13 protein-coding genes are annotated in these 18,336 nt (G+C 54.1%); 7 read left to right on the top strand and 6 right to left on the bottom strand.

All coding sequences use genetic code 11. The features are described from left to right. Positions 1 to 35: 35 nt before the first annotated feature. The gene (locus Q1L85_RS02295) at positions 36 to 3,089 is read right to left on the bottom strand and encodes an efflux RND transporter permease subunit (protein ID WP_300432157.1); all 3,054 of its coding nucleotides are present in this window, start codon (positions 3,087 to 3,089) and stop codon (positions 36 to 38) included. Beyond that, positions 3,086 to 4,144 (bottom strand): efflux RND transporter periplasmic adaptor subunit, encoded by a 1,059-nt coding sequence (locus tag Q1L85_RS02290; protein ID WP_300427734.1) that lies wholly within the window; start codon positions 4,142 to 4,144, stop codon positions 3,086 to 3,088. The genes Q1L85_RS02295 and Q1L85_RS02290 overlap by 4 nt, the downstream gene beginning before the upstream one ends. A gap of 243 nt (positions 4,145 to 4,387) precedes the next feature. Here Q1L85_RS02290 and Q1L85_RS02285 point away from each other — a divergent pair, with 243 nt between their 5' ends. From Q1L85_RS02285 to Q1L85_RS02265, 5 genes are all read left to right on the top strand, one after another. Next, complete coding sequence (locus tag Q1L85_RS02285; RefSeq protein ID WP_300427736.1) at positions 4,388 to 5,581, top strand: transporter substrate-binding protein; 1,194 nt, start codon at positions 4,388 to 4,390, stop codon at positions 5,579 to 5,581. Then, a complete protein-coding gene (locus tag Q1L85_RS02280; protein ID WP_300427738.1) occupies positions 5,578 to 7,524 on the top strand; it encodes an ATP-binding protein in 1,947 nt (648 codons plus the stop codon). Before Q1L85_RS02285 ends, Q1L85_RS02280 begins: the two co-directional genes overlap by 4 nt. Positions 7,525 to 7,589: 65 nt before the next feature. Then, on the top strand, positions 7,590 to 8,096 hold the full coding sequence (locus Q1L85_RS02275; RefSeq protein WP_300427740.1) for a TIGR03546 family protein: 507 nt from the start codon (positions 7,590 to 7,592) through the stop codon (positions 8,094 to 8,096). Between the two features lie 3 nt (positions 8,097 to 8,099). Continuing rightward, positions 8,100 to 9,944: a TIGR03545 family protein gene (locus Q1L85_RS02270; RefSeq protein ID WP_300427742.1), complete on the top strand. Its 1,845-nt coding sequence runs from the start codon at positions 8,100 to 8,102 to the stop codon at positions 9,942 to 9,944. Next, positions 9,944 to 10,267: a hypothetical protein gene (locus Q1L85_RS02265; protein WP_300427744.1), complete on the top strand. Its 324-nt coding sequence runs from the start codon at positions 9,944 to 9,946 to the stop codon at positions 10,265 to 10,267. The genes Q1L85_RS02270 and Q1L85_RS02265 overlap by 1 nt, the downstream gene beginning before the upstream one ends. Before the next feature lie 43 nt (positions 10,268 to 10,310). Here the strand turns inward: Q1L85_RS02265 and Q1L85_RS02260 are convergent, their stop codons facing one another. From Q1L85_RS02260 to Q1L85_RS02250, 3 genes are read right to left on the bottom strand one after another with little or no spacing between them, the layout of a single operon-like run. Next, positions 10,311 to 13,157 carry an insulinase family protein gene (locus Q1L85_RS02260; RefSeq protein WP_300427746.1) on the bottom strand — a complete coding sequence of 949 codons (2,847 nt, stop codon included), beginning with the start codon at positions 13,155 to 13,157 and terminating at the stop codon, positions 10,311 to 10,313. Positions 13,158 to 13,165: 8 nt separating this feature from the next. After that, entirely contained in the window at positions 13,166 to 13,426 is a 261-nt protein-coding gene (locus tag Q1L85_RS02255; RefSeq protein WP_300427747.1) for a hypothetical protein, read from the bottom strand. A gap of 42 nt (positions 13,427 to 13,468) precedes the next feature. After that, entirely contained in the window at positions 13,469 to 15,199 is a 1,731-nt protein-coding gene (locus tag Q1L85_RS02250; protein WP_300427748.1) for a response regulator, read from the bottom strand. Positions 15,200 to 15,361: 162 nt separating this feature from the next. Here Q1L85_RS02250 and Q1L85_RS02245 point away from each other — a divergent pair, with 162 nt between their 5' ends. Further along, a complete protein-coding gene (locus tag Q1L85_RS02245; protein WP_300427749.1) occupies positions 15,362 to 15,907 on the top strand; it encodes a helix-turn-helix domain-containing protein in 546 nt (181 codons plus the stop codon). A 51-nt stretch (positions 15,908 to 15,958) separates the two neighbouring features. Then, positions 15,959 to 17,974, top strand: a complete 2,016-nt coding sequence (locus Q1L85_RS02240) for a response regulator (RefSeq protein ID WP_300432153.1) — start codon at positions 15,959 to 15,961, stop codon at positions 17,972 to 17,974. Here Q1L85_RS02240 and Q1L85_RS02235 read toward each other — a convergent pair. Further along, the gene (locus Q1L85_RS02235) at positions 17,946 to 18,332 is read right to left on the bottom strand and encodes a hypothetical protein (protein ID WP_300425560.1); all 387 of its coding nucleotides are present in this window, start codon (positions 18,330 to 18,332) and stop codon (positions 17,946 to 17,948) included. The genes Q1L85_RS02240 and Q1L85_RS02235 overlap by 29 nt on opposite strands. Between the last annotated feature and the right edge of the window lie 4 nt (positions 18,333 to 18,336).

Here is an 18,336-nt window from a genome sequence, read left to right as displayed (position 1 = left end):
GGACTTGCCGGGGATAAACTGCAGAGTGGAGCTGTTTACTCTGCAGGTCCCTCTATGATCTTGGGTTTCGCGGCAAACAACGCGTAAATCGTTGGTACCAGGAAGAGTGTCAGCAAGGTTCCCAGCGTCATACCACCGACGATGGTCCAGCCAATCTGACTGCGGCTCTCGGCGCCGGCACCTGTTGCCAGGGCAAGCGGAACGGCACCCAGAACCATCGCAGCGGTGGTCATCAGGATCGGACGCAGACGCAGGCTGGCAGCTTCCAGAGCGGCATCGAAGCGCGATTTACCTGAAAGCTGTAACTGATTTGCGAATTCCACAATCAGAATCCCGTGCTTGGTGATCAGGCCGACCAGTGTAATCAGACCAATCTGGCTGTATACGTTGAGAGAGCCTCCTGTCAGCTTCAGTGCCGCCAGAGCCCCGAGCATGGCTGTCGGTACCGAAAGCATGATCAGCAGAGGGTTGCGGAAGCTCTCAAACTGCGCAGAAAGAACCAGGTAGATGAACATCAGTGCCAGACCGAAGGCGAACATCAGACTGCTGCCTGCCTGCACGAATTCACGCATCTGACCACCGTAGTCCACCTGGAAACCGCTCTGATCTTTTGTCAGTTCGGCAAAAGCGTCGTTCAGGTAGGCAATCGCGTCGGCCTGGCTGTAGCCTGGCGTCAGACCGGTTTTAATGGTGGCTGAACGCAGTTTGTTGAAGTGGTTCAGCTCTTTCGCCGAGATGGTTTCTTCAACATCGACCAGATTGGCCAGCTGCACCATGTCACCATTGCTGCTGCGGGTATAAACATTGATCAGATCCGTTGGATTAGAACGGTCTGTGTCGGCGACCTGCACCACCACATTGTATTGTTCACCGTCTTTTTTGAAGCGGGTGACATCGCGGCCTGCCATCATCGTCTCGAGGGTACGGCCGATCACAGAGACGTCGACCCCCATCGCGGCAGCTTTGTCCCGGTTCACAGTGACCAGCAGTTCCGGCTTGTTCATCTTCAGATCAACGTCGGGCTGGCTGAACATGGGGTTTGTCCAGATTTTGCCCATCATCGCGCCGACGACCTGCTGCAGTTCCTCGTAGGAGCCAGAGGTCTGAATGACAAATTCAACGGGGCGTGACAGTGGGCTCTGACCAAGTGACGGACGCGCCATAGGGAAGGCCATCACCCCCGGAATACCGCCGAACATCGGGCCCATGAGAGAGCCGATAATCTCGCCCTGACTGCGCTCGCGCTCGTCCCAGTCTTTCAGACCGACGAACGAAATGGCGTTGGTTTCACTCGGGAAGCCAATGATCATGAAGTAACGGTCGGCTTCTTCAATATTGCTGTAGAGGCCTTCCATCTGACGGGCATACTTGTCGATAAACTGCGGCGACGAGCCTTCCGGTGCAATGGCAAAGCCAATCACCGTGCCTGTGTCTTCAGTCGGGGCGAGCTCCTGTGGCAGAGTGGTATAAACGAACGCCGTCGCACCAATAACCACCAGTCCTGCGCCCAGAACTATGACCCAGCCGCGCATGACTGCGCCCAGTACTTTTTCATAGCCATGAGTCAGGCCGTTCAGCACACGCTCACCAAACTGATAGAAACGTCCACCTTCACTGTGCTTCAGCATCCGTGAACTCATCATAGGCGAGAGCGTCAGGGCGACAAACCCGGACACAACCACCGCTCCGGCAAGTGTCAGTGCGAATTCAGAGAAGAGCTTACCGGTGCGTCCTTCGGTGAAGGCAATCGGAGCGAATACCGCGGCGAGGGTCATCGTCATAGCAACGACCGCGAAGCCGATTTCTTTCATACCGACAAAGGCGGCTTCAATGGGTTGCATACCTTCTTCGATATGACGGTAGATGTTTTCCAGGACAACAATGGCATCGTCCACCACCAGACCAATGGCCAGTACCAGTGCCAGCAGAGTCAGCGTGTTCACGCTGAAGCCGAACAGCGACATGATAGCGAAAGCGCCGATCAGAGAGACTGGAATGGTCACCAGTGGAATCAGAGTTGCACGAAGGTTTCTGAGGAACAGGAAGATCACCAGAATCACCAGTACTACGGCTTCGATAATGGTGGTGTAGACCGAGTCAATCGACTTCTGAATGAAGATAGATGAATCATAGGCCACGTTGACCTGTACACCCGCAGGCAGCTTGTCTTCCAGCTCAGCCATACGCTCACGGATGCCAGCAGATACGTCCAGTGGATTGGCCGTACTTTGTTTGACTACCCCCAGAGCGACGGCTGTTTTGCCTTTAAAACGGGAAATAATACGATCGTCTTCCGGGCCAATTTCGACACTGGCGACATCCCCCAGGCGCACCAGATAGCCCGCTTCATCCCGCAGAATGATATTTTCAAACTGCTCTGGCGTATTCAGATCCGTCTGAGTCAGTACGGTCAGCTCGCGGTCTTTACTTTCAATGCGACCTGCCGGAATCTCGACGTTCTGACTACGCAGCGCAGCTTCTACTTCCTGCGGCGTGACCGAGAAAGCGGCCATGCGCGTGCGGTCGAGCCAGATACGCATTGCAAAGCGACGCTCACCAACGACGCGGACACTGGCAACCCCATTCACGGTCTGCAGCGGGTCTTTTACCTGACGCTCGGCGATATCAGTAATTTCAAGTTCGCTGTGTCGGTCGCTGGAAAACGCCAACCAGATAATTGGCTGAGCGTCAGCTTCAACTTTAGCGACAACAGGCTCTTCGATATCGTCAGGCAGCTGGCCGCGAACACGGCCGACGCGGTCGCGTACGTCTGATGCAGCAGCATCGGCATCGCGATCCAGCTTAAAGGTCAGAGTAATCTGAGATTTCTCTGAACGGCTGATCGAGGTCATATAGTCAATGCCTTCGATGCCCGACAGGGAGTCTTCCAGAATCTGAGTAACCTGAGTTTCGATAATACTGGCGTTGGCACCGGCATAGGCGGTTTCAACGCTGACGACCGGGACATCGATGTTCGGGTATTCCCGTACCGGGAGCGTCTGGTAGGCAATGATACCTACCAGAATCAGCAACAGGTTCATTACTGTTGCCAGTACCGGGCGACGGATACTGAGCTCAGCAATCTTCATTCGTTGTCACCTCCAGCTACTGGCTGTGATCCGTCGGTGAATATCGGAGTGACGGGAGAGCCTGGCTGCAGCTTCAGCTGGCCGGCTGTAACGACGACGTCACCTTCTGCTAAGGGGCCGGATAAGGCGACGCGGGTGTCTTTACGCTGCTGGATCTTTACCGGGACCATATCGATTGTGTTGTCTTTTACGCGATAGACGAAGTACTGGTTGCCCTGTGGGATCAGCGCTTCTTCCGGGACGGTAAGTGCTTCCTGGCTGGACGTGGTCAGGCGGATTTCTGCGAACAGACCCGGGCGAAGGCGGCCTTCCTGATTGTCGATTTCGCCGCGTACCTGAATACTGCGGCCTCTTTCATTAATCAGGGGACTGATCGCGGTGATTTTTCCGGCGAAGGTCTCTCCGGGAAACGCAGCCAGGCGGACTTCCAGAGGCTGACCGACGGACACCCGGCTGAGGTGAATCTCAGGGACGGCGAAGTCTACTTTCATACGGCTGATATCGACCAGCTCGAGCAATTCTGTACCGGCGTTGATGTAATCTCCCGGGCTGAACATACGCAGTCCGGTAATGCCATCGAAAGGCGCTGTGATACGGGTTTTTGCCAGATTCAGGCGCGCCAGATCAAGCTGCGCTTCATTGATCTCAATGGCCGCAAGACTGGTATCCCGGTCAGTTTCAGAACCGACACCGTTCTGAAAGAGTTTCTGAATACGGCGGTTTTCTGCACCGCTCTGACGGACTCTGGCCTCGGCTTCCTTCACCTGAGCACGGTACTGATCATCATCGAGCTGAATCAGAACAGCGCCTTTCTTCACTTTGCTGCCTTCTTCAAAGGCGATGGACTCGACAATCGCAGTCAGTTCCGGCCGCAGCGTGACGGTTTCATTACCGCGCAGCGTGCCGACGGCATGAATATCATTGGTGACGGTTTCCTTGCGTGCTTTCACCACTTCGGCTGGGAGCCCCTGTGGCGCGCCTTCGGCCAGAGTAGAAATGGATGAAAACATCAGCACCGCTGCGATGAGGGTGCCTGAAGTGTTGCGGATACGCATGGCTTTGTCCCGGTCAGAAAATTGTAGTGACAGTTATAAGCGCATGGGATGTCTCTAACCAGCCCCGGAGAGGGAAATGATTGTTCCCTGCTGTGGAACAATTTCACCTCCTTCAATTTGATTATCTTATGACAACCCCTTGAAAAGGCGGTTGGCCCGAATGAAGTGAATCATTTCGGGAGAAAGGCCGCAGACGGTGCAGAACCGGCTAATCTGAAAGTAATCCCGGATTATTTTCAGAATATGAAGAAAAGCTTAATACTGATCGCACTTGTAATGATTGTCGGCCTTGGTGCGCTCTTTCTGATACCCGACCCCTCGGTGCGAGTGCTGCTTCTCAGTAGCTCGGCTCCGGGCGTTGCTGAGCGGGACCTCAGAATGACAGAGGCGGTCACCCGCTATCTGGCGCTGCGTGGACAGGAACGGGATATCCATTTTGATATCGTTGAGGTGGATGTCGCGCAGTCTCCGGATGCACTGGCTACAGCACTGGACGAGGTGATGGCCGCAGGTGAACCGGCACTGACGATCGGATGCGGAGATTCTGCCTGCGTCCGGCAGGTGATTCCTGAGTTAGACCGTCTTGGCCTGCTGCTGATGTACCCCGGCTCGTCAGAAGGGCTCATCCGCTCACGCCGGGTGATGCATCTCGGTCTGGTAGCCAACCAGTTTCTTTTCCCTGCGGTCAGTTGGATCCGCCAGAACCTCGGTGAAGATATTCTCTATCTTGGCAGTGAGTCGGCAAGGTCGCGCATGATGGAGCGACTGATCAGTCGTCAGTTGTTGTCATCGTCAGGCGGCGAACTGGTGTCTTCCGAGTATCTGACCAATATCGAGCTGCTGCCCTCAGTCGTTGACCGCATCAACGTGTATCGCCCGGATGTCGTATTGTTTGACGCCTGTGAATGGTTACCCCGGCCAGAGCTCAAAACCGCACTGGAAGGACTAAAAACCAAAGTCTTTTCACTCTGTGCTGATGAGCATCTCAGTGGTCGTGACATTTACTACGTGAGTCATTATTTCGACCATGATCACAATCAGGAAAATCTGCAGTTGCAGGCGGAACTCCAGGTGCCACTGAATGCACTGATTGTGCAGGCGACAACCGCAGTCGATCTCTACCTGCGTGCCCGGCGCGCGGGCTACACCCGCAGTAATCATGAATTGAGTACTTATATCAGTGGCCGTAATGCGCTCACTGCCGCCGGTAGCATGGCGGTTGACTTCGATTTTCAGGGAGTCTGGCACAGTGTCTTTATCGTCCGGACGCTCGGCGAACGAGAGCATCTGTTATGGATGTCAGACTCCCTTATCCGCCCGGTGATGTTTCCCGGGCTGGAGGCGCCATCAGACTGGCAGCACCACCTCACGATCTACTGGAGGAATAACGGTGGGCGCTGGCGTCAGGGATCGGTGGGAGGTAAGCGCTGGTTATGACATTCAGACTGAAGTTGCCGGATTATCAGTTCCGCTCGATGAAGGGGCGGTTGCTTAGCTGGATGACATTAATTGCCCTCATTCCTGTACTGCTTCTGGTGGTCATTGGGCTCAGTTACGCTGAGCGGCAGCTGGCAGAAGAAGTGAAAACTGAAATCGGTGATCTGAGCACCCGCTTACAGTACGAACTGGATCTGCTGGTCACGCGGCAGATCGAAGAAGCGCGCGTGTTTTCCCGCTCTCCTTACCTGCAGAAAGCTCTGGCGGATTTCAGCCGTATCTACCGACCTGATGACCTGTACAGCATGAGCTACCAGGACCTTCAGGATACCTACTGGACGTATCTGTCGTTTTTTGCGGAAAAACACGAGCTGAAAGACCTTCTGCTGGTAACCACCGCAGGGGATGTGGTTTTTTCTGCCGCGCAGAGCGATCTGTATGGACGGAATCTGATTCATGTGGATTACAGCGGAACCGCGATCCGCCAGGTCTTTGAACAGGCACTCTGGCAGATGGACAGTGTCGCATCGGTCGGAAGTGGGTTCGATCAGAAACAATACGCCTTTGTTGCAGCTCCGGTTCAGGATACGCGTCTGAGCGGAGTGCTGGTGATGATTCCGGATACCGCGGGCCTGGCTCACTTTCTTGATGAGTCCAGTAATGAGTCTGCTCAGTACCTGTCGGTTTACCGTCAGGAAAATAATGCCGTCTGGGCAGAAGTGCTCGGATCTGACCGTATCGAGCGGAGCTCTGTGGTGGGCAAAATCTTGTCTGCGGCGTATCTCGGTCGGGATTTTTCCGGAGAGATGAAGGGCTGGGGAGATCGCTGGCTGGTCAGTGTGCGGGCCATTCCGGCGCTTGATGGTGTGGTTGTTGTGCGGCGTGAACGTGATGTCGCGCTCAGTGCCATCATTGAACTGCGTTACACGGCCTGGGGGGTGACTCTGCTGATTCTGATTCTCAGCGCCATCATTGCCCGTCATGTCGCCCTCACTATTTCAGCCCCTGTTTACGAGCTTTCGCGCAGCATTGAGCAGATTGCTCAGGGCAAGCGCAAGGTGAAAGCGGATGTAAATCGTGAAGATGAAATTGGCACTCTGGCCCGTCAGTTTAATCTGATGGCTGAGTCATTGCGTACCACTCAGGCACAGTTGCTCCAGACGGAAAAAATGGCGTCGATCGGACATCTCGCCGCTGGCGTTGCTCATGAGATCAATAATCCGATGAGTGTGGTCACAGCGAACATGAATACCATGCAGGATTACTCGGGCGTCTACGTCACACTGGTGGATATGTACGATCGTTATATCCGTGCTTCCATGACGGATCCTGTCGCGGCCCTGAACATCAATAAAGAGCTGCAGAGCTTTCAGGAAAAAGAAGATATTCAGTTCGTTCACCAGGACATGAAAGCATTACTTGAGGATTCATTACTTGGGTTGTCCCGGGTAAAGAATATCGTCAGTAGCCTGAAGGTCTTTTCTGAACTGGATCAGTCTGACGATGAAGAAGTCAGTCTGCGGTCGGAGCTCGAGCATGTGATGAGTGAGCTTGCGACACCAAACAAAGATAAGGTGGAAGTACAGTTTCAGATTGAACTTGACCGGCCGGTCAGGTTCAAACCTGAGCAGATGCGCAGAGTGTTTAAAGCAGTGATCGACAATGCTCTGCGCGCCTGCACAGACAAGGGCAGCCTCAGAATCCGGGCGTATCGTAAAGGGAAGGGGCTCTACATCGAGTTTCACGATACCGGTTGCGGGATGGACGATGCCCAGGTGAACAAGGTGTTTGATCCTTTCTATACCACGCGTCCGGTAGGAGAGGGCATTGGCCTTGGCTTGTCTATTGCTCATGCCATCGTGGAGGCGCATGGAGGTACGATGCGTCTGATCAGTCGTCAGGGACGGGGAACAAAAGTACAGGTGCATTTACCCGGTCGCTGATGCCGGTGGATTTATACCGCGCTGCCTTTTATAGTGGGCCGGTTAATTTCACTCAGGACTGCGTGATGCTGACTTTGTTTGCCAGACTGCTGAATGCTCTGAATTCCGACTCCGCTCCGGGGCAGGTCGCCTTTGCTTTTTCTCTGTCTCTGTTCGTGGGGCTCATGCCGTTTCTGTCGGTCTTTAATCTTCTGATACTGCTGCTGGTGCTGATTCTGAGAGTCAATCTGAGCGCCTTTATTTTCGGTGTGATGCTTTTTTCGCTGATTGGTTACCTGATTGATCCGGTCAGCGCGTCTCTGGGTGAGGCTGTTCTGCTGGCGCCGGGCCTTCAGGAGACCTGGACCAGTCTCTATCAGAATGAATGGATGCGGGTCCTGGCATTTAACAATACCGTCACTATGGGCGGTTTTCTTATCGCACTGGTGTCTCTTTTGCCGGTGACTTATCTCAGCCGTGTCCTGATTATTCAGTACCGCCACCGGGTACTTGCCTATATCAATCGCCTGAAAGTCGTGCAGGTACTTAAGGCCAGTAAAGTTTATGCCCTCTATCGTACATTTGCGGAGTAACAGATGACTAAATGGATACGGTGGTCGGGACTGCTCGGCTTTATCGCTGTGGTGACACTGATTGCGCTGCTTATTATTCTGGCGCTTCCCTGGGTGTTTAAAGCGAGTATTGAATACGTTGGCTCGAAAGTCGCGGGTGCTCAGGTCAATGTTGATGATGTGGATGTTTCTCTTGTTCCTCTGGGCGTGACGATTACCCGGCTTCAGGTAACGGATGCGCGTCAGCCAATGCAGAATTTACTCGAATTTCAGCAGGCGCATGCAGACCTGGAATTTGCTCCGCTACTGACCGGGAAGGCGATCAGTAACGAGCTTTCTGTTACCGGGCTGGAGTTTCATACCCCCCGCAGCGTCAGCGGTGAAATTATAAAACCGGTGATCAGCGACGACGAAGAGAGCGAGACATCGTTCAAACAGAAAGTCGGTGATGCGCTGCCCGATGCGGATGACATACTCGCACGGGAAACGCTGCGTACTCCCGCTGCAAAAGCGGCGCTTGAGGCAGGCTGGGAAAAAGGGCAGGCAGACGTTGATGCTGCCCTCGCGGGTGTTCCGGATTCGCAGAGTCTGAAAAAATATGAAGATGACATTGCGGCCATCACCTCTGGCCGGCTCGAATCAGTTGAAGATTTCCGCGAGCGCAAAGCCAGACTGGATGCCCTGAAAAAGCAATTCTCGTCCGACCGCAAAGCTGTGACGGCTGCCAGAGACACAATACAGGCAACCCGGCGCGACCTTCAGGCGAAACTGGAGGCCCTGCGCGCAGCGCCCGGAGAAGACATTGCCTACCTGAGCGATAAGTATCAGTTGAGTGGTGCTGGGGTATCCAATCTTACCGGTCTGCTTCTTGGAGACGATGCCCGCAAGTGGTCAGCCGAAGCCCTGTACTGGTATGAGCGGGTTCGTCCGTATCTCGAATCAGATGAGGACGAACTGGAGGCCGAAGATGAAAAGGCCCCGCGCCTGGCCGGGCGTTATGTGAACTTTCCGACGCCGGATCCGTGGCCATCTTTTCTTATCCGCAATGCGCGTCTGACGGGGCCATTTGATGGCGGCCAACTGATTATCAGCGCGGTGGATATTACCAATGAACAGCAGGTAACCCGACGACCAACTGTGCTCACTGCGACGGGGAGCAAGTTACAACGGATCGGTGATCTTGATGCTGTGCTGACGCTTGATCACACCGGAGAGAAAGGGATCGATACTTTAACGGTGAAAATCTCTGACTGGGCGATGGCGCCACTCAAACTGGGTGTGGCCGGAGCTGAGCTGGCTTCTTCCCGCGTTGCGATTGACAGCAAGGCAGTGGTGACTGGTGGACAATTGCAGGCGTCGGCCAGATCGGTGGTTCGCGATGCCCGTTTTACCGGCAGTGGTCAGACGTTGTTTGCCAAAGAGCTTAATCAGGCATTGGCCGGTATCACTGGCTTTACGGTGAATGCAGGTGCCGAAGGCAAACTGACTGCGCCGGAAGTCTCACTGGGTTCCGATCTGGATCGGCAGATCAACAGCGCATTGAATAAACGACTGAAGGCGAAGCAGGACGAGCTGGAAGCGAGACTGCGTAAGAAGCTGAATGAAGCCGTTACTGACAATGCCGGGCAATACGCTTCCCAGTTGCAGGAGCTGACCAACATGGAAGGCTCTCTGAACCAGCGTCTGGAGCGTTTACAGTCGATGGCGTCGACCGAGCTTGAAGACTTTAAAGCGCAGCAGGAGCGGGAAGCTCAGGAGAAGCTGGATCGCGAAAAAGCGGAGGCAGAAGCCAAAGCGAAGGCAGAGGCGGACGCCAGAAAAGACGAACTGAAAAAGAAAACTACTGATAAGTTGAAAAGTTTATTCTGATGCAGACAAGAAAACTGACACACGAAGAATTTAATGCCACCCGAAATACTCCAACCCGGGTTGAAGACAGTACTCCCCCTGAAGGCTTCTGGGAGTATGTTGCTGCGATACCTGCAGAGGATTTCGGAATATTTGATTGCCGGGCGGGTAACGTAACCCATGTGTACAGAATGGGTGAAGACTATGAGCACGTGCTCGTTAACAGTCAGTATCAGGGCGTGGCTATGGTGATAGTGACTGACCTTAAAAACGCCACTGTGTATGGGCACTACCTGTTGGATCTTAATCCTCCGGGAACCCGGCCTCCGGAAGAGCTGCAGTAAAAAAAAAAGCCCCGCGATGCGGGGCTTTTTCTTTGCTGGTGGATCAGTCGTTTTCTGCTGGGGTCACTGGCAGGTTAACCTCAGTAAAACGCGGCTGTTCAGCCCGGGAAACGTCAGACAGTGGGGTCATATCTTCACTCTGACCACCTTTTTCAAACAGTAACCAGCTCTTTCCGCTTCCGTTGATCAGAGTGTCATACAGGTGCTGAATCTCAGTTCTCTGCAGTTTTTCAACTTCAGCAGCGATCGCTTTGCGGCTGTCAAACGTGAAACGTTCGGAATTAATCTCGCCCCAGAAATAGGCCGCTTTATCCCCCATATTTTTCGGTTTTTCCAGCAACAGGGTAATCAGTCCCTGACGGAAGAGAGCAAACTCCTCTTCGCTGATGCTTGAAATATCCGCCGCATAGTTTCTGAAGAAAATCCGCGTGTGATTCATCATTTCATCAGGACTCGCGTTAGGCGACTGCACAATAAACAGAAGTCCAGGCACAGATTTCTGAGGGAATGCTGTAGCAAAAACAATGTACCCCAGTTGTTGTTCGGTGCGCATGTACTGGTAATAGGGTGATGAAATCATCTGCGCAAGCAACCCGAACTCTGCCCTTGTTTTATCGGAAGTATCTGAACCCTGCATATACAGTGTCATTGCTTTATCCGGGTGATCCTGTTGCACGGTTTGCTGATAGGTACCGGCAGGTACTTTGACGACTTCTGGCATCGCGGTGAACGCCGCCGTCGCAGGATATTCACTGTCCACGATGGCTGCCAGAGCCCGGGCGTCTGCGGCGCTCATGGCTCCGTGCACGTACATGACGACCGACAGGTTGTCTGCAAAGCTACCGGCAAATGCTGTGACGTCATTCAACTGAATATTGTCCAGCAGAGGCAGCAGATCGGTATCGCTGAAAGACGGATCAATGATCCAGTTCTTCAGCTCGGCAACCGTGCGCTGGAAAGGCTTGGCTTTGAGATTGTTTTCCAGAGAGCGCTGCAGGCTGGCCTTGTAGCGGGCGAACTCTGCTTCCGTGATCTCGGTCGATTTCATGGCCGCGAGTACGCGTCCCAGCAGTTCGGGCAACTTATCCTGATATCCGCCTACGGCGATTTCCAGGCCGCGGTCGGTGGCCACCAGTCGGTAAGACAGGCCTGCCAGAGTCGCTGGGTAACTGTACGTATTCAGTGCTTCATTTACCGCACGGGTGTAGAGGTTAGCGAGTAACCGTTGACGTCCGTTATTCTGAACTTCGGGGATCTGCAGACGCACCAGCGCCTGTGATTTTGGCATCTGGAAGTCGTGTTCGGGGTAGTACCAGACCTGACGCTCAGTGGTCGAAATCAGGATCTCCGGGGTGTCGGTCGCAGGATCCGGCGACATGGAAAAATCTTCAGGAATAAACGGGTTGGCGGCAGGCAGGTGCAGGGTGTCGAGACCTTCAACCTCGCGCTCGTTGTTGTAGTCTGAAGGGCGGATGCGGATATTCGTGTCGTACCAGGGATCGGTTGTGTCGGTGACGACACCGGGAGCGACCAGTGTCCGCAGCATGTTCTCCGGTGACAGACCTGCCAGATAACGCTGCATCAGCTCGTTTGACGGAAGCTCTGCGCGATAATTTCCATAAATAATGTCCTGCTCAGGAAACAGCAACATGTTGCTGCTCAGCCGGATGACATAGTCTGAAAGCTGACCGTGTTCCTGATAGCGGAACATCATTTCGTTCAGCAGTTTCTGTTCTTCTTTCAGGTATTCAGGCAGGGGCTGTTCTTTCAGCAGTTCAATATAGCGCATCAGGATGCGGGTAATGTCGTCAACATGAACCAGACCTTCACGGGTCAGGCCAATTGTCACCGCCAGCGTAGAGGCGTGTTCGGTACTCAATGAGCGACCGGCACTCAGACTTTCTGCCCAGCCCTTCTGTTTCAGCAGTGCAAGTATGCTGCCTTCGCCCTCGTGCCCGATCAGGTTCGAAAGCAGCGACACCGGCTTATACGCATACTGAGATTCGACTTCAGGCAGCGGGAACGTAAACTGCAGGCGACGGATTTCTTTGACCGGCTCTATATTCATATCAAGCGGCAGTTGCTCTGGTACAAAGACAGGGACATCCGGCCGGGAAAAGCTGACGTCGCGCTGAGGAACCGTAGAAAAATGTCCCCGGGCCCAGTTTGCTAGCTGGTCCAGCTCGTAATTACCGGCAATGACCAGGGTCATGCGATCAGACGAGTAGTGGGTTTCGTAGAAGTGAATCAGCTCATCACGGATCTTACTGTCCGGGCGATCAGACAGAGTGTCGAGGTTACCCGTCGCGAATTCAGAAAACCCGAACTCCGGATTCATTGCCATTTTCTGCGCAGAAAAAATCCGGCGTCCATCCTCTTTCAGGTTGGAGGAGTATTCGGCGTGGACGGCATTCTTTTCCCGATCGACATATTCGGCATTAAACGCCGGCGAGATAAAGAAGGGAGCAAAGCGGTCAAGCGCACCCGGAAGCTGCTCATTGTCGATATCAAAGAAATAAGTGGTCTGAGCATAAGAGGTAAAGGCGTTATGGCTCCCGCCGTTCTGCTTTATAAACTGCTGATATTCGTCTGGCTCCGGAAACGGTTCTGTGCCAAGGAACAGCATGTGCTCCAGAAAATGTGCCAGCCCCTGACGTCCGGCCGGATCATCCATACTACCGACATTAACACTCATGGCCGCGCTGGCTTTGTCTGAGTCAGGGGTATTCACCAGCAGCACTTTGAGACCATTTTCCAGCTGCATATAACGGTAGCTGTATGGGTCGGCGGGGCTGGTGATAATTTCGGGTTCTTCAGAAAGCTTCAGCATAGAGAAACCAATAGCAGCCAATACAATAAACAGGAAAATCCAGTAGCGTGGAGACAGCATGCAAGCTCCTAGTGTGCAGTACCGTTATTATTAATTATGTCCTGAGCGTCTTTCAGGGCATGTTGTGCAGGGTCCAGCTCTGCAATCAGTTTGAGACGGTGACGGGCGTCTTCCAGTTCCGTAATAACCAGAGAAAACTGTGACTGGAACGCAGTGTCTATTGCGTTGTACAACGCTTTGATCTGGTCTTCGGAGGTGGCATTGCCTCCCTCGCGCAGCGTTTTCAGGCAGGCGAGGGCGATCTGATGGTAGGCTTGGTCTTTATTCACAGGGGGCTCCTTTTTCCCCCATCATACACGACCGGTGCGACTTCATCCCAGTGTCGCACTGGGGCTGTACCACTGCAGCTGACGGAAGCCGATTTCCGGCGACATCACATTACCACTGATCCAGTCGATTCTGGCCTTATGAGACACGGCGAGCAGTTCGGAACGGTTGATGTCCCGTGCGTAGATCAACATACCATGTTCATGCAGTTTCTGCAGTAGTCGTCCGCCCTGTACGGCGTTGCGGGGGTCCTGCAGGCGCGCCAGGAATTCCGGAGCGAGAGTGATGCCGTCTATTGGCAGACTCAGAATCTGCCGGGCATTCAGGAAGCTTCTGCCGAAGTGGCTGATCAGGCGTTTTATACCATGATGGACGAGATCTCCCTGCCACATAATGTCGTCTTTCTGATCGCTGAGCAGGCGGTCTTCATCGAGAATGACATAACACTCAATGTTCATGGATTCTCTGGCTTTGCTCAGCGCCGGCAGAAACTCGCGGGTGATTTCAGGGCCAGCGCCCGATGCATCTATCACCAGCTTGAGATCGGTCGCAAACAGCGGTTGCCAGCTGGTGATCAGGGCCGAAAACCAGTCGTGCCAGCGGGCTTCATCAAACTCGGATGGCGCCCGACACTCGAGCGCCAGCAAGCCTCCGTGCAGTCCGAAGACCGGGAGGGTGCGGAAATCGTCGGGTATCGAATCCGGCAGCTGTTGAATCCGGCCCAGCTGATTGCGCAACCAGCTCTCGTGATCCTCGTCGTCGGGGAGTTCTTCCAGCGTCGAGGTAACACGAAGGTCGTTAATCAGGTTGTTTTCAGCCGGCCACTGGCGCAGTTGTTCGATGGCTTCGATGCCGGTCGCGCTCATCAGGAAGCGGTTTGGTTCTGGCAGGTGATACAGCTCAGCGCCACCGGGGCAGAGGCCTTTCAGTGCCTGGTAAATGTCAGCAGATCGTGTGAGGTCAGCCACGTCAGCTTCTGTGAACTCCAGCGTCAGGGTGACTGGCTGAGGGCTCACCAGAGATTCTGCATCCGCATGCTCAGCGCGTGTTTCCCGCTTCTCACTTTCGCCGTTCACCAGATCGAATACACACAGGCGGTACCGCTTGCCTAACGGGCTGATGGCCATCCAGGACGGTATCTGGCTCTGATCCTGGCCGTGCAGGGTAAAGTGACCCAGCCAGGTCTGACCCGCCTCTACCTGCCTGGTCACTTCGGCTTCGAGGGTGACGGGCATGGCCGATAGGGTAGGAGAGAAGAGATTTAATCCGAGCGCTTCTGACTCTTCGATTCCCAGTGCTTTGCAGAGCCTGGGGTTGGCCAGCCGGATGATCCAGTTGTCATCAGTGAGCATAACGGCCTGATTGGCGGCTATGTTCTGTTGAAACTGCCAGGTACGGTTGAGTAGCTTCTGCTGGCGCAGGCCTTCTTCAATGTCCATGGTAAGCAGAGTATTGTCCCAGGGCTTGGCGACAAACCTGTGCACATCACCAGCATGCCAGGCAGAGCGGAGAGCCGCATAATCCACCTGCCCGGAGAGAAGAAGCCGGTAGGTATAAGGAGATAGACGACGGGCTTCCTGACAGAGCGATATGCCATCCCGTCGCGGCATTTTGTAGTCAGTGACCAGCACATGTATGTGCTCCCGCTGCAGAATCTCAAGTGCTTCTTCACCGTCATTTGCCTCGAATATCGTCCATGTTGTCGGGCGCAGCATACGCTTCAGTGCCTGAAGAATACCGGGTTCGTCGTCAGCCAGGAGTATGTTTATCTGCATGAGTATCCTCAGTGGTCAGCGGTGTCATCAGCCTTCAGGGGCCATCGCAGCGAGTTTTAATGAGTCCTGTAGGGTCTCTGTAAATTCCTCGGCATTTTTCCTTGCAATCGCTGAAGGCTATCTATACTGACTTCAGTGTAGTTACCAAATCGAGATATTGCTGTGAGGGAAAAACAAGCACTTACAACAGGTGAAGTCGCCAAGTACTGTGGGGTTAATTTCCGCACAGTGATCCGTTGGATTGAACGCGGACACCTGGACGCTTACAAACTGCCCGGCCGCGGTGATAACCGTATTCCGGTGGAGAGCTTTGTTGATTTTCTGAATAACAACAATATGCCCATCCCCGAAGAGTTGGATACCGGCGGCCATAAACTGGTGTTGCTTGCAGATGTTGATGAAATATCAACGGAGATCGCAGCCTGCGTCCGACGCGCAGGATGGGATCTGCTGGTTACTCAGGACCCCGTGTATTTCGGATACCTGATCAGCCAGAATCAGCCAGCGGCAATTGCAGTGACACAACCTGAGTATCAGGCTTCTGTCCGACGCATTCTGAAAGACTGTGATACCCGGGACATTCTCTGTGTCTCGATTACCACAGATCAGGAAGGTCGACAGGGACTGCACGAAGGCTGGGTTCATCTGCGCTGGCCTCAGGATCAGCAGCAGTTCATTCTGCAGCTGACGAGTAACATCGCCGCCTGATCATCCAGGCAAGCACCGGCGCCTGTCGGTGTTGCCTTCTTCGGGGTTGTCATGTCCTGGTACTGGCTGATACTGCTGATCGTTGTGTTCCTGGTGCTTCTGGGGTTGGTGTCAGCGATTGCCATTCAATTGCGGCAGGAGCTTGAGAGTCGTAACTCTGAGCACCTGAGACTGCGCACTCTCTGGAATCAGTTTCCGGGCATAGTCACGGAAATCCGTCCTGATGGCACTATCATTGGTATCGGTGAGAGTGCTGCTCCTTATCTGAATGGCAGGGTTCCTGAGGGGAACAATGTCTGTGATTACCTCGCCGGTGAAGCAAAGACGGCCTTTACCAGTGCGCTCGCCCGTGCGCTCGAAACACGCGAACCCCAGATGTATGAAGTGATCGCGCCCGACGGAAACGGAAATCCCTGCAGTTTTACTAATCGCCTCCTGCCTGTTCTGGCAGATCAAAGGGTGACTTCTCTGCTGATTCTCAGTCTGGACCGGACCGAAATGCACAAAGTCGAGGCCGAGCTGACGTTGCAGAAGACAGCGGCAGAAGGGGCGAGTGCAGCCAAAAGTCGTTTTCTTGCGAGCATGAGTCATGAGATCCGGAATCCACTGAACAGCGTCGCCGGCATGGTGACGCTGTTGGGGGCTACTTCGCTGGAGCCGCGCCAGCGTCAGTATCTGAACACCCTGCAGCAGGCCGCAGATCACCTGCTTGGAATTGTTAATGATGTCCTTGATCTGTCGCGGATCGAGGCAGGAAAACTGGAGTTGTCAGAAGAGGAATTCGATCTTCCTGACCTCGCTCAGCATGTCACCAGCATGATGCATCACCAGGCGAGTGAGAAGCGCCTGGCGATGCAGCTATTTATTGCTGATGACACCCCGGTTCAGGTCTGGGGTGATGCCCTGAGAGTACGCCAGATTCTGATGAACCTGCTCAGCAATGCGGTGAAATTTACCGAACAGGGACACGTTATTCTGAAAGTGTCCTGCAGTGAAACCGGCATTCGTTTTGCGGTTGAAGATACGGGGATGGGGATTGAGAGTGAGCTGGCCCGGAGCCTGTTTGAAGAATACGGGACAGTACACGGTAAGATTTCGCTCGATCAGGGCGGAACCGGTTTAGGGCTGAATATCTGTAAGCGGTTGACTGAGGCGATGGGTGGTTACATCGGTGTACTGAGTACGCCTGAGGTTGGCTCCTGCTTCTGGGTGGACCTGCCTCTGCGACGCGCCGGTGGCTTACTGTTCAGCGAATCCATGCCGCAGGAGTATCATCAGAATACGCTCTGGGTCGCCGACAGCTTCGCCGTCAACAGAACACTGGTGGTCGCCGTGGCCCGGCGACTTGGGATGTCTGTGCGCGGTTTTGACCGGCTCCGGGATCTGCTCAATGCGCTGGAAAATGACAAGCCGGATATTCTTGTTATGTCGCGGCGTTTCTTTCTTGCTCCTGATACTCAGTCGCACACCGGGCTGATCAGTGGGACTGCCATGAAAGTCGCCGTCAGTTGTGATGAGACCTTTTCGGAAGACTGGCGGGCGCCTGCGGATCTGGTGCATGAGAGCTGGTCCTGGCCTCTGGATCAGCGTGAACTGTCATTGATACTGACGCGCCTGCTTGAAGGCCCCTCCGGGGAGCAGACAGATCTGCCACAGATGGATACCCCTCAGTTAACCCTGAATGTGCTGGTGACTGAAGATGATCCTGTGAACCTCAAGATTGCGGAGCATTTTCTGCGCAATATCGGATGTGAGGTAATGACCGCCGTCAGTGGCGAGGAGGCCCTCGCCAGGCTCGCCGAAAACAACCTGCCAGATCTGATTATCATGGATCGCCATATGCCCGGCATCGATGGGCTGGAGACGACCAGAAGGATTCGTGCAGACAGCCGGTACGATGGGATTCCTGTCATTGCACTGTCTGCGGATGTGATGCCAGAGCAGCAGGCTGAGTTTATTGCAGCGGGTGCGGCAGGCGCGTTGTCAAAGCCTCTCAGACCAGAAGAACTCCGGGATCTGATTGCCCGACACGTGGAAGTTACAGAAGCGCGTTCCCGTAAGGTATAAAGCGGTTATCTGTCTCTGCTTTCAGGGCTTTCACGATGTCCTTCGCTGGCTTGCGGCCACTGTTTCTCAGGTAACGGAAAACCCAGATGGCTGGATTTTTGGCGCCGGCTTCGAAACCACTCAGCGTGACTTCAGCACGGACATAGAAAAAAGCGAGCTGGATCAGGGCTTCATCGTTCATTTTCCCGAACGCTTCCTGCCAGTCGTTCTCTGGAGTTTTGATGTATTGAGCGGCGCGCTGACGGGTAATTTCGTCAGAATGTTCCGGTGCAGCGCTGAGGTCAGCGAGCTGTAGCAGAAAATCGCTGTCTGGGGTGTTTACCGACGCTGTCTGTGATGGGTCCCACTCGCCTATCATTTTT

Source organism: uncultured Thalassolituus sp., assembly GCF_950066645.1.
Lineage (GTDB): Bacteria > Pseudomonadota > Gammaproteobacteria > Pseudomonadales > Oceanobacteraceae > Thalassolituus.
The sequence above is the reverse complement of the archived record's forward strand: the minus strand, read 5'-3'. Positions and strand labels throughout refer to the sequence as shown.